General features: G+C 34.9%; 19 protein-coding genes. 12 read left to right on the forward strand and 7 right to left on the reverse strand.

What is annotated here, in order from left to right; translation table 11 throughout:
• The first annotated feature begins 141 nt into the window (after positions 1 to 141).
• The 3 genes from ACFSQS_RS01800 to ACFSQS_RS01810 all read left to right on the forward strand — a co-directional run bounded on the left by ACFSQS_RS01800 (position 142) and on the right by ACFSQS_RS01810 (position 2,784).
• Positions 142 to 1,014, forward strand: a complete 873-nt coding sequence (locus tag ACFSQS_RS01800; protein ID WP_388013170.1) for an AraC family transcriptional regulator — start codon at positions 142 to 144, stop codon at positions 1,012 to 1,014.
• 227 nt (positions 1,015 to 1,241) lie between these two features.
• Positions 1,242 to 2,102 (forward strand): formyltetrahydrofolate deformylase, encoded by an 861-nt coding sequence (gene purU / locus ACFSQS_RS01805; RefSeq protein WP_388013173.1) that lies wholly within the window; start codon positions 1,242 to 1,244, stop codon positions 2,100 to 2,102.
• A 46-nt stretch (positions 2,103 to 2,148) separates the two neighbouring features.
• Entirely contained in the window at positions 2,149 to 2,784 is a 636-nt protein-coding gene (locus ACFSQS_RS01810; RefSeq protein ID WP_388013176.1) for a carbohydrate-binding family 9-like protein, read from the forward strand.
• Positions 2,785 to 2,786: 2 nt separating this feature from the next.
• Here the strand turns inward: ACFSQS_RS01810 and ACFSQS_RS01815 are convergent, their stop codons facing one another.
• On the reverse strand, positions 2,787 to 3,830 hold the full coding sequence (locus ACFSQS_RS01815) for a substrate-binding domain-containing protein (protein WP_388013179.1): 1,044 nt from the start codon (positions 3,828 to 3,830) through the stop codon (positions 2,787 to 2,789).
• 184 nt (positions 3,831 to 4,014) lie between these two features.
• On the opposite strand from ACFSQS_RS01815, the gene ACFSQS_RS01820 reads away from it, so the two are divergent.
• The 6 genes from ACFSQS_RS01820 to acs are packed head-to-tail and all read left to right on the forward strand — an operon-like array spanning position 4,015 to position 12,230.
• Positions 4,015 to 4,917 carry a nucleotidyltransferase family protein gene (locus tag ACFSQS_RS01820; RefSeq protein ID WP_388013182.1) on the forward strand — a complete coding sequence of 301 codons (903 nt, stop codon included), beginning with the start codon at positions 4,015 to 4,017 and terminating at the stop codon, positions 4,915 to 4,917.
• On the forward strand, positions 4,918 to 5,985 hold the full coding sequence (locus ACFSQS_RS01825) for a phosphotransferase enzyme family protein (RefSeq protein WP_388013185.1): 1,068 nt from the start codon (positions 4,918 to 4,920) through the stop codon (positions 5,983 to 5,985). It begins immediately after the preceding gene.
• Positions 5,986 to 6,007: 22 nt separating this feature from the next.
• A complete protein-coding gene (locus ACFSQS_RS01830; RefSeq protein WP_388013188.1) occupies positions 6,008 to 7,327 on the forward strand; it encodes a sugar MFS transporter in 1,320 nt (439 codons plus the stop codon).
• Between the two features lie 32 nt (positions 7,328 to 7,359).
• Positions 7,360 to 8,337, forward strand: a complete 978-nt coding sequence (locus ACFSQS_RS01835) for a Gfo/Idh/MocA family protein (RefSeq protein ID WP_388013191.1) — start codon at positions 7,360 to 7,362, stop codon at positions 8,335 to 8,337.
• Between the two features lie 17 nt (positions 8,338 to 8,354).
• Entirely contained in the window at positions 8,355 to 10,283 is a 1,929-nt protein-coding gene (gene nagB / locus ACFSQS_RS01840; RefSeq protein ID WP_388013194.1) for a glucosamine-6-phosphate deaminase, read from the forward strand.
• A 39-nt stretch (positions 10,284 to 10,322) separates the two neighbouring features.
• The gene (gene acs, locus ACFSQS_RS01845) at positions 10,323 to 12,230 is read left to right on the forward strand and encodes an acetate--CoA ligase (RefSeq protein ID WP_388013197.1); all 1,908 of its coding nucleotides are present in this window, start codon (positions 10,323 to 10,325) and stop codon (positions 12,228 to 12,230) included.
• Between the two features lie 156 nt (positions 12,231 to 12,386).
• On the opposite strand, the gene ACFSQS_RS01850 is transcribed toward acs, so the two are convergent.
• Positions 12,387 to 13,331, reverse strand: a complete 945-nt coding sequence (locus tag ACFSQS_RS01850) for a L,D-transpeptidase (RefSeq protein WP_388013200.1) — start codon at positions 13,329 to 13,331, stop codon at positions 12,387 to 12,389.
• Positions 13,332 to 13,392: 61 nt separating this feature from the next.
• Positions 13,393 to 14,172 carry a patatin-like phospholipase family protein gene (locus ACFSQS_RS01855; RefSeq protein ID WP_388013203.1) on the reverse strand — a complete coding sequence of 260 codons (780 nt, stop codon included), beginning with the start codon at positions 14,170 to 14,172 and terminating at the stop codon, positions 13,393 to 13,395.
• Positions 14,173 to 14,302: 130 nt separating this feature from the next.
• Between ACFSQS_RS01855 and ACFSQS_RS01860 the strand changes: the two genes are divergently transcribed.
• From ACFSQS_RS01860 to ACFSQS_RS01870, 3 genes are read left to right on the forward strand one after another with little or no spacing between them, the layout of a single operon-like run.
• Positions 14,303 to 15,073 carry an MlaE family ABC transporter permease gene (locus ACFSQS_RS01860; protein ID WP_388013206.1) on the forward strand — a complete coding sequence of 257 codons (771 nt, stop codon included), beginning with the start codon at positions 14,303 to 14,305 and terminating at the stop codon, positions 15,071 to 15,073.
• A gap of 3 nt (positions 15,074 to 15,076) precedes the next feature.
• Entirely contained in the window at positions 15,077 to 15,856 is a 780-nt protein-coding gene (locus tag ACFSQS_RS01865; RefSeq protein ID WP_388013209.1) for an ABC transporter ATP-binding protein, read from the forward strand.
• Between the two features lie 17 nt (positions 15,857 to 15,873).
• A complete protein-coding gene (locus ACFSQS_RS01870; RefSeq protein ID WP_388013212.1) occupies positions 15,874 to 16,860 on the forward strand; it encodes an MlaD family protein in 987 nt (328 codons plus the stop codon).
• A 54-nt stretch (positions 16,861 to 16,914) separates the two neighbouring features.
• On the opposite strand, the gene ACFSQS_RS01875 is transcribed toward ACFSQS_RS01870, so the two are convergent.
• The 4 genes from ACFSQS_RS01875 to ACFSQS_RS01890 form a co-directional block, all read right to left on the reverse strand.
• Entirely contained in the window at positions 16,915 to 17,841 is a 927-nt protein-coding gene (locus ACFSQS_RS01875) for a universal stress protein (RefSeq protein ID WP_388013215.1), read from the reverse strand.
• Positions 17,842 to 17,925: 84 nt separating this feature from the next.
• Positions 17,926 to 19,023 carry a DUF6920 family protein gene (locus tag ACFSQS_RS01880; RefSeq protein WP_388013218.1) on the reverse strand — a complete coding sequence of 366 codons (1,098 nt, stop codon included), beginning with the start codon at positions 19,021 to 19,023 and terminating at the stop codon, positions 17,926 to 17,928.
• 21 nt (positions 19,024 to 19,044) lie between these two features.
• Positions 19,045 to 19,497, reverse strand: a complete 453-nt coding sequence (locus tag ACFSQS_RS01885) for a pyridoxamine 5'-phosphate oxidase family protein (RefSeq protein WP_388013221.1) — start codon at positions 19,495 to 19,497, stop codon at positions 19,045 to 19,047.
• A 69-nt stretch (positions 19,498 to 19,566) separates the two neighbouring features.
• Entirely contained in the window at positions 19,567 to 20,151 is a 585-nt protein-coding gene (locus ACFSQS_RS01890; RefSeq protein ID WP_388013224.1) for a CDP-alcohol phosphatidyltransferase family protein, read from the reverse strand.
• Between the last annotated feature and the right edge of the window lie 5 nt (positions 20,152 to 20,156).

Below are 20,156 nucleotides of genomic sequence, written 5' to 3' on the forward strand. Positions count from 1 at the left end.
CCAACTACATTATTTGGTGTAGTTCTAATTTGTAAAATCTGTATTTTTTCAACTATAATCGATACTTTTTTTGCTTTAATCGAACGGTTTTTATATTTTCACATCAAATAATTATGTGTTTATTTAATTAAGCCCAGGGTAATGAAATTACATTTATTAGATAGAAGTACCAAGTTAAGCAACACCTCTTTTACCATTAGAAATAATCGTTACCCAAATTTTTTAAAGATATGGCATTATCATCCGGAATTTGAATTGGTTACCATATTAAAAAGCACCGGAACCCGATTTATAGGCGATAGCATCGAACAGTTTTCTGTTGGCGAAATAGTTTTGATAGGTAAAAACCTGCCGCACATGTGGTTAAACGACAAAGATTATTTTAAAGAAGGCTCTAGACTTGTAGCACAGGCCATAGCCATTCATTTTGAAGAAAATTTTGCAGGCGAAGCTTTTTTTAACATGCCAGAAATGCAAGCCATTAAAAATCTATTTAGCAATGCCCAATATGGCATTGTGTTTCGTGGAGATTTAAGCGCAGCCATTAAAATGATAAAAAACCTGGAACAAGAAAACGGGTTTAACAGAACCCTTTCTTTTTTTAAAATACTAAACCTACTGGCAAACCATAAAGACTACAAACTTTTGTCCAGCATGGGCTTTGTAAACTCTTTTAATAATACCGGTAAAACCAATTTAGCCCAAGTTTACGAGTATATAATTAAAAACTTTAAAGAGCGCATTACCCTTGAAGAGGTAGCTAACATTGCCTGTATGAATCCAACTGCATTTAGTAGGGTTTTTAAGCGTGTAAACCGAAAAACCTTTAGCGAGTATTTAAACGAAGTGCGTATTGGTTATGCCTGTAAATTATTGATGGAAGATAAATATAACATTTCAGAAATCTGTTTTGAATCTGGGTTTAACAATATTTCTAATTTTAACAGACAGTTTAAAAAAACCACCAATTACTCGCCAACCGAATATCTAAAAACCCGAACCGGAGCAGTATAAATTATATTCTTTCTTATAAAATTCAGGTTTATTAAAATTATTTACAACATTTTAAAGGTAAATTGATGTTTCTTCAAAAGGTGTTTTTTCACTAAGCTTTTTTGTGTTTTGGTTTGTTCTGTTTGTTAATATTGTAATCCGTTTTGTTCTAAAATAAAGTGATTTCAAAAAGTATTAACTATTATGGTATAAGCGGTAATGTTAATTAAAAAGCAAGTGTAAAGCTTATGGAGAATTCAAAAATCATTATCTTGATCAACTGTGCAGACCAACCCAATATTATTGCAACTGTTACAACTTTTGTTGCAAAAAATGGCGGAAATATTGTGTATATAGACCAGCATGTAGATAGGGAGCAGAACACCTTTTTTATGCGATTGGAAGGAGAGTTTAACAGCGCAGATTTTTCCATGGCAAAGTTTAAAGCAGTATTTAAAGATACCTTGGTTAATAAATTTAATTTAAAATGGCGCATTTACGCCTCTGATGCTAAACAAAAAATGGCTGTATTTGTATCGAAATACGACCATTGCCTATACGACTTGTTGGGACGATACAATTCTGGAGAATTAGGGTTAGAGATACCTTTTATATTAAGTAACCACAACGATTTAAAACCAATAGCAAACAACTTTAAAATCCCGTTTTATCATATTCCCGTTACTAAAAACAACAAAGCTGAGGCTGAAGAACGACAACTGCAATTGCTAGAAAAATACAATATCGATTTTATTGTATTGGCTAGATATATGCAAATAATATCGGGTAAATTAATCGATAAATACCCAAGTAAAATTATTAACATCCATCATTCTTTTCTGCCTGCTTTTGTGGGAGCAAAACCCTATCATTCGGCCTATAAACGCGGTGTTAAAATAATAGGGGCAACAAGCCATTATGTTACCGAAGAATTAGATGCAGGCCCTATTATAGAGCAAGATGTGGCCCATGTATCGCACGACCATAGCGTAAAGGATTTAATTGCAAAAGGGCGCGATCTAGAAAAAATCGTTCTATCTAGTGCCGTAAAATTGCATGCCAAAAGAAAAGTTATGGCTTACAATAACAAAACGGTTATTTTTTCTTAATGTTGAATATTGAAAACAATAGAGCAAACCAAAAAAACAATGCATCTTGAAGACTTATAACGTAAACCAAATTACCAAAAACTCATTATCCATAACAGGAAAAGGCAATGCCAAAGCTTGGGTAAAAGCCGAAGTTTTAACTGATTTTGTTTCGCCTTGGGACGATAAGAAAATTGATAAAATTGAATTTAGAGCACTCTATACCACAGAGCATTTATTTTTTAACTTTAAGGTTTTTGATGCTGAAATTTATGTAGATTCAACTGATGATACCCATAACAGCATTAATAATTCTGATCGTGTTGAGCTTTTTTTTAGAGCCGATAAAAGCTTAAATCCATATTATTGTTTAGAGATTGACCCAACGCCCAGAATTATGGATTTTATAGCGAAGCCAAATAAGAATTTCGATTTTAATTGGAATTGGCCAGCAGAAGCTATTAACGTAAAATCTTTTAAACATGACAACAGTTTTACTGTAGAAGGCTCAATAAGTTTAGCCTCATTAAAACAATTTAATTTATTAAAAGACGGAACAATTGAAACCGGAATTTATCGTGCCAAATACCATAAACAAACCCATGGAAGCTACGAACCAACTTGGATAACTTGGGTAAATCCACAAACCGAAGAACCCAATTTTCATACACCATCATCTTTTGGCGTTTTAAAATTCGTTTAAGATTAATTTTTAGTATAACCATCAAAATTTTCAGAATTAACAATGTCTATGGGCAATAGTTTCTCCCTTGGTATTTTTTTGTCGAAGAGAAAATATTCTGCAAGTTGTGTTATACAAAGATACGCTTGGTGCTTTGGGTTTTGGTTTATTAAAAAATCTATGGCATTGTTTTTTAAGTACTTTATATTTTCATCCAATAAATCGTAGCCAATAATCTTAATATCCAAATTAGGGAAATTATCAACAATTTTGGCAACACTGTAAACTTTCGATGTGGTTACAAAAATACCAGAAACGGAATTGGGGTTGTTTAGTAAACCATTTAGTTTATCATATAAATCGGCTTGCTGTAAACTACAGGTTTTCAATGTAAAATTACTGTGCTGCAAACGCTCTAAATAATTTTTAAAACCTTTTTCCTTAAGCTGCATGTGTATCGAGTTGTTAAACACCTCGTCTAGATGAATAATTAAAATGGTTCTGTTTTTTGGTATTATCATTTCCATAAGTCGCGCCGCAACCCTCCCGCTTTGTATTAAATCCTGTCCCACAAAATTTGTAATGCCGTTTAATTCCAATGGATCGTTTATTGTGCTAACAATTATGTTTTTGGCATTGTATTGCTTTATAACCTCTACAGATTCTTTATGGAAAATGGGCGTTATCAAAACAGCATCTGGCCGTTGTTGTAAAATAGTCTTGTTTATTTTAAAAAAAGAATCGGTGTCTGCGTGGTTAAAAAAATACGAATCAATTGTAATGCCAAACGATTTATATTCCTTAATCGCATCGTTTACGCCATCAACACAAGGCTGCCAATAGGGGTCTATTTCAGGATCTGGCTGTACCACGCAAATATGGTAGTCTTTGGTGTTCTTTAAACTGCGTGCTATAAGGTTTGGTTGGTAGTCAATTTCCTCTAATAACCTGGTAACCTTTTCTAAGGCTGCCGCCGAAACCTTACCACGTTTATGTAAAACCCTATCCACAGTGCCTTTAGAAACCCCTGCTAATTCAGCAATATCTTTAATGGTGTATTTTTTCATAACGCATAAATATATGTAAAGATACATTAAAAAATAATGTGCTCGAACACATTTTTTTTTATGATTTTTTTTTTATTGGCAAATTAATCTGTAAGTTTGTTAGCTTATAAAATTATTAAAAAAGCACCTAAAACACAGAATAATAGCACCTAGCGTTTTTTTTTGTTTAACAATTTAAAATAGAATGGAAAAACCAACACTTGTAATATTAGCAGCTGGCATGGGAAGCCGTTATGGAGGTTTAAAACAAATGGACACCTTTACACCCCAAGGCGATACCATTATAGATTTTTCAATTTACGATGCCCTTCAGGCTGGATTTGGAAAATTTGTTTTTATCATCAGGAAACGATTTGAAAAAGATTTTAAAGAGATATTCAATAAAAAAATAGAAGGAAAAGCAGAGGTTGCTTATGTTTATCAAGAACTAGACAGTGTGCCAAAAGAATACGTAAACCCACAGCGTGTTAAACCTTGGGGCACCGGGCATGCGCTTTTAATGGCAAAAGATGTAGTAAAAGAAAACTTTGCCATTATTAACGGAGACGATTTTTACGGTAAAGAAGCCTTTCAGGTTATGGCAAAATCTTTAATGGCAAAAGATAAAACGTCTTACAGTTTTAGCACCATGGCTTATTTGTTGAAAAACACGGTTTCAGAACATGGTTATGTGTCTAGAGGCGAGTGCGAAGTAGATGTAAACGGATTTTTAACCGATGTAACCGAGCGAACCCACATTGAAAAAATAGATGGTAAGCTAATGCGAAAAGACGATGATGGAAGTTTAGTGCCAATTAACGAAAACACAATTGTTTCGATGAATTTTTGGGGATTTACACCAAAATGTTTTAACTTCGGAAACCAGTTGTTCAGCGAGTTTTTAGAAGCTAATAAATCCAATTTAAAAGCAGAATTTTACATCCCGTCCATAGTTAATGAGATATTAAAATCAAAAAAAGCAACCGTCGAGGTTTTAAAATCTGATGCCAAATGGTTTGGGGTAACTTATAAAGAAGATAAGGCAGTTGTTGAAAAAGCAATTAAAGAGTTAAAAGAGCAAGGTGTTTATCCTGTAAAACTTTGGTAAATGTTAGAAGAAAAATTAGAGTACATTTTTAATCAATTCGATCACAACGGCGAGTTTGAATCTTATAAAGAATTAGCCTCAGGCCATATTAACGATACTTATTTAATCAAAACAAAAACGAAGCCCTATTTTGTACTGCAGCGCATAAACCAAGGGGTGTTTAAAGATGTGCCCGGGCTAATAGAGAACAAAGTGGCCATTAGTAAGCACATTCAAGCAAAACTAAAACACCTTCCTTTAAAAAAACAAAAACGGCGAGTACTTGCCTTTGCAAAAACCAAAACAGACAATTCGTATTACAAAGATAACGAAGGCAACTTTTGGAATTTAATGTATTTTATTGATAAAAGCGTTACCCACGAAATCGTTAAAAACAAAGAGGTAGCATACCAAGGCGGCCGATTATTAGGGCAGTTTTTAACGCTAACAAGCGATTTTGATGCCTCAAAACTTACCGAGGTTATTCCTAAGTTCCACGATATGTCTTTTCGTTTTTCACAGTTTGAAGATGCCTTAAAAGTTGCTTCAAAAGAACGCATGGAAAAAGCAAAACCCTATATCGAAAAAGTTGAAGATTTAAAAGCAGAAATGCACATTCTTCAAAAACTAAAAGAATCTGGAGAAATAAAAATTCGCGTAACACACAACGATACCAAAATTTCAAACGCGCTTTTTAACAGAAAAAACAAAGGCCTTTGCTTGATAGACACAGATACCGTAATGCCGGGAATTGTGCATTACGATTTTGGAGATGCCATAAGAACCATTTGCAATACAGCCGCCGAAGATGAAACCAATCTGGACTTAGTAAACTTTAATGCAGATTATTATAAAGCTTACACAAAAGGATTTCTTAAAAAAATGAAATCCACATTAACGCCTACAGAGCTTAAATACCTTCCGTTAGCAGCAAAAACAATGATATTTATTATGGCTTTAAGATTTTTAACCGATTATTTGAATAACGATATTTATTATAAAACCAAATACCCCGAGCATAATTTAGACCGAGCCAAAAACCAATTTAAACTCATACGAAGCTTTACAGAAAAAATTAATCAACTATAATAATTAAATCAACCAAAAAAATATGGAGCATAACAATAAACCAACCAACACACTAGTACCTATTATAATAATAGCTGGACTCTTCTTTATTTTTGGCTTTGTAACTTGGATAAACGGTGCTTTAATCCCTTTTATGAAAACCATAAACGAGCTAACCGAAGCACAATCTTACCTTGTAGCTTCAGCATCTTACATTTCTTTCGTAGTTATGGCTTTACCAGCTTCATATATTTTAAATAAAATCGGTTACAGAAAAGGCATGTCAGTGGGTTTGGTAATAATGGGGATAGGCGCATTGGTGTTTATTCCAGCAGCCGAAGCAAGAACCTATTGGGTGTTTTTATTAGCTATTTTTATTCAAGGCGTAGGCATGACAATTTTGCAAACCGCCGCAAACCCATACATAACCATACTAGGGCCTATTGAAAGTGGTGCCAAACGTATAGCCATTATGGGGATAGCAAATAAAGTAGCAGGTGCTTTAGGGTCTTTAATATTTGGAGCTATACTATTATCAGGTATTGATGAAGTACAAGAAAAATTAGGAAGCGTATCTGATGAAGAAAAAGGACAATTATTAGATACAATGGCAGACAGTGTTTTTACACCCTATGTTGTTATGGCTGTCGTATTGTTTGTTCTAGGCGTTTTAATTAGAAAAGCTCCACTTCCTCATGTTGAAGCCGAAGAAGTAGAAGATAAAGCAACAGGAAAAAGTACAAAAACAAGTATTTTTCAATTTCCACATTTATGGTTGGGTGTATTGGCTTTATTTGTTTACGTTGGCGCCGAAGTAATAGCCGGAGATACCATAATAGCTTACGGAATATCATTAGGCTTTACCGGTGAAGAAGCTAAATTCTTTACCACTTATACGCTTATGGCTATGGTGGCAACTTATGCCTTAGGTGTATTTTTAATACCAAAATATATTAAGCAAAAAACGGCCTTAATTGCTAGTGCAATTTTAGGTATTATCTTTAGTTTCTGTATTTTGTACACCACAGGGTTTACCTCGGTATTATTTGTTGCGGCATTGGGCATTGCAAATGCTCTAGTATGGCCTGCTGTATGGCCCTTAACTTTAGATGGTTTAGGCAAATTCACAAAAACCGCTTCGGCCTTATTAATTATGGCAATTTCCGGCGGGGCAATCATACCGCCTTTATATGGCAGAATGGTTGATGCCAATAAACACGAATTAATTACAACTGGTATTGCCGAAGCAGATGCCGCTGCAACTGCAGCAACTGGTAGCTATTGGGTTTTAATACCTTGTTACGCTATTATATTATTTTTTGCCGTTTGGGGGCATAAAATAAAAAGTTGGACAACTAAATAAATAAGCTTTTACTAATTGATTTTTTGGGGACAATGAGTAAAGTTTTTAAATGGGGAATTATTGGCTGCGGCAGCGTTACCGAGCTTAAAAGTGGGCCGGCGTACCAAAAGGTAGAGGGTTTCGAACTACAAGCCGTTATGCGCCGTAATGTTGAAAAAGCTGAAGATTTTGCCATTAGACATAATGTCCCTAAATTTTATGCCAATGCAGACGAATTGATTAACGACCCCGAAATTGATGCCGTATATATTGCAACACCACCAGACTCGCATTGCTATTACGCATTAAAGGTCGCTAAGGCAGAAAAAATTTGCTGTATTGAAAAACCAATGGCACCGACTTATGACGAGTGTTTATTGATAAATGAGGCTTTTAAAGCAAAAAAAACACCCTTATTTGTTGCTTATTACAGGCGGTCTTTACCCAGATTTAAGCAAATTAAAGTATGGATTGATAGCAATAAAATAGGAAAGATAAGGCACATAAATTGGCATTTTAGCAAACCGGCAAACGCTATTGATTTAGCCAAGACATACAACTGGCGTACAGATATTAAAATAGCAAAAGGGGGTTATTTTGATGATTTAGCATCCCATGGTATTGATTTGTTTATGCACTTGTTGGGCGATATTACCATTGCTCAAGGTATCGCCACAAATCAACAAGGTTTATATACTGCCATGGATGCCATTTCGGGAACTTGGATGCACCAATCTGGTATCACCGGTTCTGGGAGTTGGAATTTTGGAACCGAAAAAAGAGAAGATGATGTTTATATTTATGGCGAAAAAGGAAAAATTAGTTTTTCGGTTTTTGGTGAAGTGCCTGTAGAATTAGAGCACGGAGACCATAAAGAAAGCCTGTTTATCGAGAACCCTGAAAACATTCAATTGTTTCATGTTCAAAATATAAAAAAACATATAATGCAAAACAAAGTCCACCCATCAACAGGTAAAACAGCAGCACATACCACATGGGTATTAGAAAATATATTAAAAAACAATAATTAAAACTTAAAACCAGAACAATGTTAAAAAGTAGCATAGACAAAGCAACAGGTTTCGAAAAAAGATTTGAAAATATTGGTACCGTAGTTTACGAAAATTCAACAACAGCATCTCAAGCAGTTGCTAAAGAAATAGCAAACCTTATACGAGTTAAGCAATCGCAAAAGCAACCCTGCATTTTAGGTTTGGCAACTGGGTCTTCTCCAAAAGGTCTTTACGCAGAATTGGTGCGTTTGCACAAAGAAGAAGGTTTGAGTTTTAAAAACGTAATATCTTTCAATCTAGACGAATATTACCCAATGGAACCCGACTCTGTAAACAGTTATGTGCGCTTTATGAAAGAACAACTGTTCAACCATATAGACATATTGCCAGAAAACTGCCATATCCCAGACGGAACATTGGCAAAAGAAGACATTAGGCCTTATTGCGATCAATACGAAGCTAAAATCGAAGCATTGGGCGGTATAGATTTACAGGTTTTAGGTATTGGAGGTAACGGGCATATCGGGTTTAACGAATCTGGATCTCTGCAAAACTCCAAAACCCGTTTGGTTGCTCTAGACCATATTACAAGAGTTGCCGCAAGTGGCGACTTTTCAGGCTTAGAAAATACACCTAGAACAGCCATTACCTTAGGTGTTAAAAAAATAATGGAAGCTAAGAAAGTGATACTTTTGGCTTGGGGAGAACGAAAATCCAATATCATTAAAGCCTCAACAGAAGAAGAAGTAACAAGTCGTGTTCCGGCATCCTACCTACAAGAACATAACAATGCCACTTTTGTTTTAGATAAAGCTGCAGCATCTAAACTAACAAGAATCAATACACCGTGGTTAGTTGAAAAAATTGTTTGGACAGACAAACTCATCAGAAAAGCGGTGTTAAGTCTAGCACTTCATTTAAAGAAGCCTATTTTAATGCTTACAGATGCCGATTATATTGAAAACGGTATGAGCGATCTATTGGCAGATGCCGGACCAGCTTATGATATTAACATTAAAATATTCAATAAACTACAAAACACCATTACTGGTTGGCCCGGTGGTAAACCAGGTGCAGACGATAGTAAACGACCAGAACGTGCAGAACCAGCAAAAAAACGCGTTATCATTTTTAGTCCGCATCCAGACGATGATATTATTAGTATGGGAGGCACCTTTAGAAGATTGCACGAACAAGGGCACGAAGTACACGTAGGGTATCAAACATCTGGTAATATTGCTGTTGCAGATGATGAAGCACTGCGCTTTGCAAGTTTTGTTTGCGATTACAATGATAGGTTTGGAATAGAAAGTACAGAAGCCACAGCTATTTATAAACGTGCAGTTAACTTTCTGAAAAATAAAAAATCCAGCGAAATCGATACCGAGGAAGTACGCTATATAAAAGGGCTGATAAGAAAAGGAGAAGCCAGAGCTACCTGTCATTTTGTTGGTATTCCAGACGAACAAATCCATTTTATGGAATTGCCTTTTTATGAAACAGGAACCATTGAAAAAAAACCCATAGGCGACGCCGATATTAAAATCACCATGGATCTTATCGAAAAAGTCAAACCACATCAAATCTATGCAGCCGGAGATTTGGCAGATCCACACGGTACGCACAAAGTATGCCTAGATGCAATTTTTGCGGCAGTTAAAAACCTAAAGTCTAAAAAATTCATGTCAGATTGTTGGGTATGGCTATACCGAGGCGCATGGCAAGAATGGGGTATAGATGAAATAGAAATGGCCGTACCCATGGGGCCAGATCAAGTTTTAGAAAAAAGAAAAGGTATATTTAAGCACCAATCACAAAAAGACGGTGTGGTGTTCCAAGGTTCAGATAGTAGAGAGTTTTGGCAACGCGCAGAAGACCGAAATAAAGAAACGGCCAGTTTATACGACGAATTAGGTTTGGCACATTATGCCGCTATGGAAGCCTTTGTAAGATGGCATTTTTAATATTATTTAAATTTTATTAACTTTTAAAACACTAAAATTATGAGTAATTATCATATCAAGCATTTAGAAGAGTATTACCAAGTGTATAGAAAGTCTGTACAAGAACCAGAAAAGTTTTGGGAGGAAATCGCCGAAGAGCACTTTTTATGGCAAAAAAGATGGGACGAGGTCTTGAGCTGGGATTTTGCCAAACCAGAAATTAAATGGTTTGATGGCGCCGAACTTAATATTACAGAAAACTGTATCGACAGGCATTTAGCGACTCGAAGCGATAAAACAGCTATTTTGTTCGAGCCAAACGATCCAAACGATCCAACAGAACACATAACCTATAAACAGTTGCACGAGCGTGTTAACAAAATGGCCAACGTTTTAAAAAGCCAAGGCATATCCAAAGGTGACCGTGTTTGTATTTATCTGCCCATGATTCCCGAACTGGCAATCTCAATTTTGGCCTGTGCCAGAATAGGTGCCATACATTCGGTAATTTTTGCAGGTTTTTCCGCAACAGCAATCGCCTCTAGAGTTAACGATAGCGATTGTAAGCTTGTAATAACCAGCGATGGCTCTTACAGAGGAGCAAAAACCATAGATTTAAAAGGTATTGTAGATGAAGCTTTAGAAAGTTGTCCGGGTGTGCATACCTCTTTGGTTGTAAAGCGTATTAACTCTGATGTTAGCATGAAAGCGGGGCGAGATAAATGGCTGCAACCTTTATTGGACGAAGCATCAAACACCTGCGAAATTGAAATTATGAAAGCTGAAGATCCTCTGTTTATTTTATACACATCAGGTTCAACAGGTCAACCAAAAGGTATGGTGCACACCACCGCTGGTTATATGGTTTACACCGCTTATAGTTTTAAGAATGTATTTCAGTACAAAGAAAACGATGTGTATTGGTGTACAGCCGATATTGGTTGGATTACAGGCCACAGTTATATTGTTTACGGCCCATTGTTAAACGGTGCCACAACGGTAATGTTTGAAGGCGTGCCAAGTTATCCGGATTTTGGACGCTTCTGGGATATTGTGCAAAAACATAAAGTAACTCAGTTTTATACTGCACCAACAGCCATTCGCGCTCTAGCAAGACAAGGTACCGAATTGGTTAACGAATACGACTTATCTTCTTTAAAAGTACTCGGGTCTGTTGGAGAACCAATTAACGAAGAAGCTTGGCATTGGTACAATGATAATGTTGGAAAAAATAAAAGCCCAATAGTAGATACCTGGTGGCAAACCGAAACAGGAGGTATAATGATTACCCCAATACCTTTTGTAACACCAACCAAACCTACCTATGCCACCTTACCTTTTATAGGTATTCAGCCAACTTTAATGTCTGAGTCTGGAGAAGAATTGATGGATAATCAAGTAGAAGGGAAGTTATGTATAAAGTTTCCGTGGCCATCAATGGCTCGTACCATTTGGGCTAACCATAAGCGTTACGAAGAAACTTATTTCTCAACCTATAAAAACAAATACTTTACAGGCGATGGTGCTTTAAGAGACGAGGTTGGTTATTACAGAATTACTGGTAGAGTAGATGATGTTATTATAGTATCTGGCCATAATTTAGGAACAGCACCAATTGAAGATGCTATAAACGAACATCCTGCCGTTGCAGAATCTGCCGTTGTTGGTTTCCCACACGAAGTTAAAGGTAATGCCCTTTACGGATACGTAACTTTAAAAGATACGGGAGAAAGCAGAAATCAAGAAAATTTGCAAAAAGAAATAAACCAAATAATAACAGAGCATATTGGCCCTATTGCCAAACTTGATAAAATACAGTTTACCGATGGTTTGCCAAAAACCCGATCTGGTAAAATTATGCGACGTATTTTAAGAAAAATTGCTAGCAAAGATACGGGCGATTTAGGCGATACTTCTACATTACAAAATCCAGAAATAGTAAAAGATATTATGGATAATGTAGTTTAGCTTTTAGTATAACCCAACCAATTATACCATTTATGGTTTAAAATTATTGTCAGGCAAAAAACAACGCTTTATATATGGTAATTTTAAATTGTAAATGGTATAATTATTTATAATCAGTTTTTAATATGGTTTTTCGCATCGAAAGTATATTCAAGGTTACTTATAAATATCTTGTATAACACTTTTTTTTCCAGTTGCATCGGTTACATTCAAATTATAATTAATATTTATTTTCGTTCCAATGGGTGCGTAATAATAAATTACCCAAGCATCAGCTTCTTTTGTGCCAATACAGCCATTAGAACTAGCTTTACCTAAAGTTATGGGGTTGGTAGTTGGATGTATTAATTGCCCGTTTCTTATGCCGTTTATTTCAGTTTCTATAAAAGGAATTTGGGGCAGTTTGGTTATCTTGCCATCATCTCTTTTTGTTACAAGGTATTGTTGCCCGCTAACAGGGTTGTGGTAATCTGGATTGCGCACATGCTTTACAATAGTACCAGATCCGGTTTCTGTTTTTAAATCAACCATCCTACCGGCCATTTTAAGAAACTTTTTCTCATTGCGCCCTACGCGAACCGGAAATTCGTAAAGCCTCAAGGTATCCATGAAAATGCGTAATTTAAATTCAGGAATATTAACGCTTAAACGGGTTTTTTTAAACGATTCCAACAGTTGTTTCGCTCTAGTAGAATCTGGCAAAACCAAAGTAGCTCCTTTTGGAAAAACAATCATTTCTTTTTGGTTATATATAAAGGAGTCTCTGGTTTTCATATAATAATAATCGGTGTTTTTTAGGGTATCAATTATCCATGGATTGGCCCTAACCAGCAAATGCTCGCTTAAAGGATATGCAGTAATCGAGTCGTATTTGTTTACAATAGAGTCTAAAAACTGAAAATATTGATCAATTCTGATGGTTTTATGGGTAGTAATATGGATTTTTTCTGGGGCGGATTTTGCAACAGATCTTGAAAGGGTTTTTGCACGATAACTGGTAAAAGTTTCGTTTTTTGGACTACAATATTCTAGGAAAAACAAAACGAAAATTGCAACAAGTAAAGAGGTGCTTATTTGGGGCAGCATTTTGTAAGTTTTCATGGCTCATCAATATATAGGTATTAAATATACATATGTATCAAAGAGTCAAAAATGACAATCATCAGTTTTCAATAAAAGAAGGTAAAAATACTTTATTGTTTTGTAGTTCTTTTTTGGTAGCATCGTATCCTAGTTTAAAAACCTGATCGAGATATTTTTTATCGAAAGTGCCATATTTGCCCAATTCATTCGGCGAAATAACCAAATCGCAATCGCTAAACTTTTCTTGATCTTCTTTAACCGATTTTAATTTAAAAGCACGCTCTACTACATTATGCGAATGTTTTAAATCTTTAATGGTTATAGTTTCAAATCCGTTAACATAAACCCCAATAATTTTTTTGCACTTGGGTTTTAACAATTCTACCGGAAAGTTGTTAAGTGTACCGCCATCAACATAATACGAGTCTTTTATCTTTACAGGAGGAAAAATGCCTGGAATAGCAGCAGATGCTAAAATGGGTTTAATAAGTTCACCTTTGCTAAAAACCTCTAATTGGCCATTTAAAATATTGGTTGCCGTAATGTACAGCTCTTTTTTTAAAAACTTGAAATCGTCGTTTTTTAAATAAGTTTTAAAATCAGAATAAAATTTTTCGGCATCAATAAACCCAGGTTTGTTTAAAGCGTATTTTTTAATATCCAATACATTAATAGCTTTAAAAAAATTTAAAATCACATCGCCATTGTGTCCATAAGCATAAAGTGCGCCAACAATAGCACCAGCGCTTGTACCTGCTATATGGGTTGGGTAAATATTGTGTTCTTCTAAAGCCTTTATGGCTCCAATATGGGCGGCACCACGAATGCCTCCACCAGATAAAACCAAACCTAAACTCATGTGTTACATATTTAATTTTAAAAGTAGCAAAATTCCTGAAGCATTACAATGATATGCATCAGTATTACATGATTTTAATCATTTTATAACTAATAGAAATAGTATAATTTTAAATAATAGAATGTACTCTATGTTAAAATTCATAAAAATAAAAGCTTTTATTATAGAAATTGGAGCTCTTGCTTATTTTGCAAATCGCTTTTTTAAACAGCTTTTTTCTAAACCTTTTGAGTTTAAAGCGCTTTTAAGACAATGTTACAGTATTGGATACCGTTCTATTTTATTGGTTGCTGTAACAGGCTTTATTATTGGTTTGGTAATAACCCTGCAAACCAGACCCACACTAGAGGAGTTTGGTGCAGAGTCTTGGATGCCTTCTATGGTAAGCATATCGATTATTAGAGAAATTGGCCCCGTAATTATAGCGCTTACCTTTGCCGGAAGAATAGCTTCTGGTATAGGTGCAGAATTGGGCTCCATGCGTGTTACAGAGCAAATTGATGCTATGGAGGTCTCTGGTACAAATCCGTTTAAATATTTAGTGGTTACTAGAGTTTTAGCAGCGACACTTATGCTGCCTTTGTTGGTTATTCTGGGCGATACCATAGCGCTTTTAGGATCTTTTATTGTAGAAAACGCCAAAGGCGAAGTCTCTTTTCAATTATATTTTAATAAAGTGTTTAATGCGTTGGCATTTGGAGACCTTATCCCTGCAACCATAAAAACGTTTTTTTTCGGGTTTGCCATTGGACTTGTGGGTTGTTTTAAAGGCTATTATTGCAAAAAAGGTACCGTTGGGGTAGGAATGGCGGCTAATTCTGCCGTGGTGTTTTCATCAATGTTACTTTTTATAATAGACTTTATTGCGGTATTTGTAACCGATATATTTTTTGAAATTTAAATCATGGATAAAACACAAAACATAAAAGAAACCCCAACATCTTTAATGGATGAAGAACCAATTCTTGAAATTAAAGATTTAAAAAAAGCCTTTGGTAATAACCATGTTTTAAACGGCTTTAGCTTAAACCTTTTTAAAGGCGAAAACCTAGTTATAATGGGTAAATCTGGCTCCGGAAAATCGGTTATGATAAAATGCTTGGTGGGTTTAATACAACCAGACTCTGGCAGCATTAAAGTTATGGGAAAAGCTATTACAACATTAAATCGTACAGATTTAGATGAGTTGCGTACCGAAATAGGTTTCCTTTTTCAAGGTAGTGCTTTATACGATTCTATGACGGTAAGAGAAAATTTAGAGTTTCCGTTGCGCAGGCACAAAAGTAGGTTTAAAAATATTACAGATACCACACCATTAGTTATGGAGGCGTTAGAAAGCGTTGGATTGGTTAATGCTATAAACTTAATGCCATCTGAACTTTCTGGCGGTATGAAACGCCGTATCGCTTTGGCAAGAACATTAATACTTAAGCCTAAAATAATATTATACGATGAGCCAACAAGCGGACTAGATCCTATTACATCAAAAGAAATTATTGCGCTTATGCGTAAAATACAAAAAAAATATAACACATCATCACTAATAATAACACACGATGTTGATTGTGCCAGAGTGGTCTCAGAACGTATTGTTTTATTGGTAAACGGTATTAATTACGCCGAAGGGACTTATAAAGAATTAGCAGCGTCTAAAGACCAAAACGTAAGAGCGTTTTTTAAATAAATCAAAAATTGAAGATCATGCAAAAAACAACTAGCGAAAAACTAAAATTGGGCATCTTTGTTATTGTAGCATTACTGCTTTTTGTAGGGGCTGTTTACTTAATTGGCAATCGCCAAAATATGTTCGCCAAGACATTTAGCATTAGCGCAAACTTCAATAATGTTAACGGTTTGCTAAAAGGCAACAATGTTAGATATTCAGGTATTAACATAGGAACGGTAAATGCTATTTCCATGATAAACGATTCAACAATAAATGTAAATATGGTTATAGATAAAAAAATGGTAAAGCATATAAAGAAAGACGCCATTGCTACCATAGGAACAGATGGTTTGGTAGGAAACATGATAGTTAATATTATTCCGGGAAAAGGTAATGCTGCTACTATTTCAGCCGGAGATATTATTAAATCTTTTACCAAAATAGGAACAGACGATATGCTAAACACCTTAAATGTAACCAACGAAAACGCAGCATTGTTAACCGCAGAATTATTGGAAATTACAAACGCTATTACTAGCGGAAAAGGTACATTGGCTATGCTTATTAACGATTCTATAACGGCAAATAATATAAAGCAAGCCATTAACAATTTACAATTGGCAAGTGTTGAAACCCGTAAAACCATAAAAGGAATTAACGGTATTGTTAACTCTATTGATTTGAATGAAAGTGTTGCAGGTGTATTACTAAACGATCCTTTTGAAGCTGAAAAAATGCGACAAACAATTGCTAACTTAAATGCGTCGAGTGAGTCTATAAACAAGCTTATTGCCAATTTAGACAAAACCATTGGCAATATAAAAGATGGTAAAGGTGCTTTAAATTATTTGTCTAACGATGAGGAATTTGTTAAAAACCTTAAAGAAACCTTAATTAACCTTAACCAAGGTACCGATAAATTTAACCAAAACATGGAGGCTTTAAAGCATAATTTTTTAACGCGAAGCTATTTCAGGAAATTAGAGCGCGAGAAAAAAAAGGCCTTAAAAGATAACAATTAAAAAACCAGGCCATAAAAAAATACAACCTAGTGCTTTTACTTTATAGCATAGGGTTTAAATGTTCAATACCACATTCTGTTTGCTTTTTTCACAGTCTTGTGTAGCTTTATTATGTATAGCATTTGCCGTATTAAATTTTATTTTGGCCCCTTTGTTAAACGCCAGTATGGGTATGGCAACGGTGGTGCCCATGTCTTTTATTAAATCTTTGTAAAATAAGTTGGTAAGTTTTACATTGCGGTTGCGCTCTAACATGGCAAGCATATTGGCTTTTTCGTTATTTAAAACATTAACCAAACCTTGTTTTATTTTAGATGATGCTATTGTTTTAAACCCAATTTCTGGATACGACACCTGTTTTAAAAGCATGTTTTTAAACTTATCCATCCGCTCTTTTGCACTAGCAGTATCTGTTTTATGGATATGTACAACCTCGATAAGGGCATTGAACGGACGCGCAATTTCTATAAGTTTTTTAATAGATAATAGGTCTTCCTGTTCAAAATCTGAAGCATAAACAATAGTTGAAAGCCTGTTGTAAACTATGCCATTGGGTACCATTAGCAGTGGGGTTTCAATTTTATCCAATACCGCATTGGCTATATTGCCCGAAAAAAGGCCTCTATTACTGTGGCTATCTTTCATACCTAAAATAACAAGATCTGGGTCTAGTTTTTTTGCCGTATCAAGAATGCCGTTGGCAATAGATGCCTGTTCTGTAGCATGTATAAAAACAGGCTCTTGGCGAAACTCGTTTTTAAGATGGTCTGCACAGTATTTTGTAACTATATCTTTTTGCTCCTGCTGCATGCGCTTTTTTACCAACTCTGAAGATTGAATAGTTGATAAATTTATGGGTGGAAATTGGTAAACGCGCAAAACGTGTAATTCTGCTTTCATAATACAGCTAAAGCGGTAGGCGTATTTTAAGGCCTTGGCGTCGTTTTCGGTGCAATCTGTGGCGTATAATATGGTTTTCATAGCACTTTGGTTTTATCAAGCAAATCTATTCTTTAATAACATTTTTAAAAATGATATTTATCATATAACCAAGTAAAAAAGTACTTAATAAGGTTCTGTTATATTATATTCTAAATCTGTGATTTCTAGATTTAACCAATTAAAATCGCCGTCTTGCAATTGCCAAACCACCTTGCATTTATAAGGTATTCTGTAGCCATCAAAATTTTTGTAATCTATTATTTTAACAACCCATTTTTCTTGTTTTGCATCTTTGCTCCCTCCATAATACCTGTTGGTTTCAAAAGCAAGCAAATCGCCTTTGGTGTTAAATTTAAAGATGCCTGAAACACTATGTTTTTTTATGGTTAATGTCGCTTTCGCGGAAGAGCTATCAATAAATTCCCAGGTTATGTAATGGTTTAAAGCAGCCGACGGAAACCAGCACATTTCGCTTAAAAAACGTTGCATGGTCCCAGAGTTTATTTTGTGGTTATCTCTTTCGTTTACTACTGGAATTAATGATGCTAATTTAATAAGCATTTCGCCTTTACCGTTTGTTAGCTTATCTCTGCCAACCATATTTATAATGGGCAAGAACCTAACCTTAGTTACCCAAACAAAAGCAGGATTACTTAAGTTAAAATATTGTTCTGCTGAAAAAGGCATCCACTTGCTATGTGGTTTGGTTCTCATTTGCCCAATTTGTTTTAACCTTAGCGAAACTGTGTTTTGTTTATCTAAAACACCCGAATTTTCCATCCATTTCTGTACAATTTCAGGAAGCGGCAAAAGGTCGTTTTTGCCAACAACCTTAGTATTATTGATTGTAATGTTTTTATATAATGCTGTTTTTTCTTTTGTAACTTTATTATTAAAATGGTGGTTGCCATAGGCAGAGATACTTACTAATATAATAATGGCATTTATAAGGGTTCCAAATTTGGCATCGTTCCAAACGGTAAGAATTAAAATTTGTGAAATACAAACGGTAACAAAAGCTAGATAAAACCATTTTTTGTCGTAAAAAAACAAAGACGCCAAAGCAATAAATAATATAAAAACTAACAGCCAAAGTAAGCCAGCCGACTTAGAAATACCAAGTGCTTGTTTGTTTTCAGCATTAAAATAAAAGGCCTTTACAAAACCTATTAAATGCATTGTGCCATGTAAAATTAATAAAAGTCCGAAACCCAGTTTCATAATAACAAGTGTTATGTTGGTTTAATATGTTCTGTGTTTTCCTGTTATTTCAAGAATTTTTATGCGATATACTATGGGCACACCGCAAGCGCTTATCTTGCTGGAAAAATCACTTATTAGCTGATGGTGTTTGTTTTCTTTAAAAAGCATTAGTTTTTTTATGCCCAACGCAAATTTGTGCAGTTCTTGTTTGGCATAGGTGCCTTCTAATTCTTCAAAATGGCCATGTACCAGTACAGATTGCCAATGGGTAACAGATTGTATTTGGGTAACACCAAGTGCTACTGCTTTGTTTGTGCGCATGGCATCTATTTTATGGCCTTCTCCCGAATAGCTTATAATACAATTTTCTTCTTCGTTATAATAATAGGTAATAGGAATTACATAGGGTTTGTTTTTCCAGATAAAAGATAGGTTTCCAATGTAATTGGTTTTTAGAATGTGTTTTATTTCATGTGTTGTTAAGTCTTTCATGGTAGTATTGTTAAAGCATGTATTTAAAAGTATTGTTACTTTTTATACTTCACAATGATATATATCAATCTACCTTTTTTTTAGCCGTTTATCTTGTAATGCCCAAAAGACACCTTTTACATCGGCCACCCAATTATCATATAAAAAAATAAGCGCAATTTCTTCAAAAGTTTCTATTAGCCCAATACCAATCATGATGTAAAATAAAACGGGTTCTGGTGTAAAAAAAAGTGCCCATAAAATAAATATACTTTGAATTATTGCCGATAGTTTAGCCAAATAGGTATGGAATGCCGTTGCTTTACCATATTTAAAATAGGCAATTACCATTTGTATAATATAGGGTATAAATGCGATACCTATTAAAACGCGGTTGGTTTTAATAAAATCGGTTTCAAAATAAAACAGGCCAATTAGGCCAATTATAAGTGTTATTTGGTCGCCAAACGAGTCGAGTTGCGAACCTCTGGGGCTTGTTATTTTAAGCTTTCTTGCCAAATGGCCATCTATGGCATCGGTACAATAGCTAATTAATAAAAGCCAAGTAAAAACCAAGCGTAAATCAAACCAAATTAATGTTAATAATATAGGAGAAGCAACAATTCGGTAAAATGAAAACCAATCGGCAATATTGTAGTTTTTAAAGGTGAGCATTTATA

The organism is Gelatiniphilus marinus (genome assembly GCF_042684345.1).
Classification (GTDB): Bacteria; Bacteroidota; Bacteroidia; order Flavobacteriales; family Flavobacteriaceae; genus Gelatiniphilus; species Gelatiniphilus marinus.

Excerpts from the sequence above, each read along its gene's own strand:
- ACFSQS_RS01875 (WP_388013215.1), bottom strand. The coding sequence starts at position 17,841 with ATGAAAACCATATTATACGCCACAGATTGCACCGAAAACGACGCCAAG.
- ACFSQS_RS01800 (WP_388013170.1), top strand. The coding sequence starts at position 142 with ATGAAATTACATTTATTAGATAGAAGTACCAAGTTAAGCAACACCTCT.
- purU (WP_388013173.1), top strand. The coding sequence starts at position 1,242 with ATGGAGAATTCAAAAATCATTATCTTGATCAACTGTGCAGACCAACCC.
- ACFSQS_RS01850 (WP_388013200.1), bottom strand. The coding sequence starts at position 13,331 with ATGAAAACTTACAAAATGCTGCCCCAAATAAGCACCTCTTTACTTGTT.
- acs (WP_388013197.1), top strand. The coding sequence starts at position 10,323 with ATGAGTAATTATCATATCAAGCATTTAGAAGAGTATTACCAAGTGTAT.
- ACFSQS_RS01835 (WP_388013191.1), top strand. The coding sequence starts at position 7,360 with ATGAGTAAAGTTTTTAAATGGGGAATTATTGGCTGCGGCAGCGTTACC.
- ACFSQS_RS01855 (WP_388013203.1), bottom strand. The coding sequence starts at position 14,172 with ATGAGTTTAGGTTTGGTTTTATCTGGTGGAGGCATTCGTGGTGCCGCC.
- ACFSQS_RS01890 (WP_388013224.1), bottom strand. The coding sequence starts at position 20,151 with ATGCTCACCTTTAAAAACTACAATATTGCCGATTGGTTTTCATTTTAC.
- ACFSQS_RS01830 (WP_388013188.1), top strand. The coding sequence starts at position 6,008 with ATGGAGCATAACAATAAACCAACCAACACACTAGTACCTATTATAATA.
- ACFSQS_RS01870 (WP_388013212.1), top strand. The coding sequence starts at position 15,874 with ATGCAAAAAACAACTAGCGAAAAACTAAAATTGGGCATCTTTGTTATT.
- ACFSQS_RS01815 (WP_388013179.1), bottom strand. The coding sequence starts at position 3,830 with ATGAAAAAATACACCATTAAAGATATTGCTGAATTAGCAGGGGTTTCT.
- ACFSQS_RS01885 (WP_388013221.1), bottom strand. The coding sequence starts at position 19,497 with ATGAAAGACTTAACAACACATGAAATAAAACACATTCTAAAAACCAAT.
- nagB (WP_388013194.1), top strand. The coding sequence starts at position 8,355 with ATGTTAAAAAGTAGCATAGACAAAGCAACAGGTTTCGAAAAAAGATTT.
- ACFSQS_RS01820 (WP_388013182.1), top strand. The coding sequence starts at position 4,015 with ATGGAAAAACCAACACTTGTAATATTAGCAGCTGGCATGGGAAGCCGT.
- ACFSQS_RS01880 (WP_388013218.1), bottom strand. The coding sequence starts at position 19,023 with ATGAAACTGGGTTTCGGACTTTTATTAATTTTACATGGCACAATGCAT.
- ACFSQS_RS01825 (WP_388013185.1), top strand. The coding sequence starts at position 4,918 with ATGTTAGAAGAAAAATTAGAGTACATTTTTAATCAATTCGATCACAAC.
- ACFSQS_RS01865 (WP_388013209.1), top strand. The coding sequence starts at position 15,077 with ATGGATAAAACACAAAACATAAAAGAAACCCCAACATCTTTAATGGAT.
- ACFSQS_RS01860 (WP_388013206.1), top strand. The coding sequence starts at position 14,303 with ATGTTAAAATTCATAAAAATAAAAGCTTTTATTATAGAAATTGGAGCT.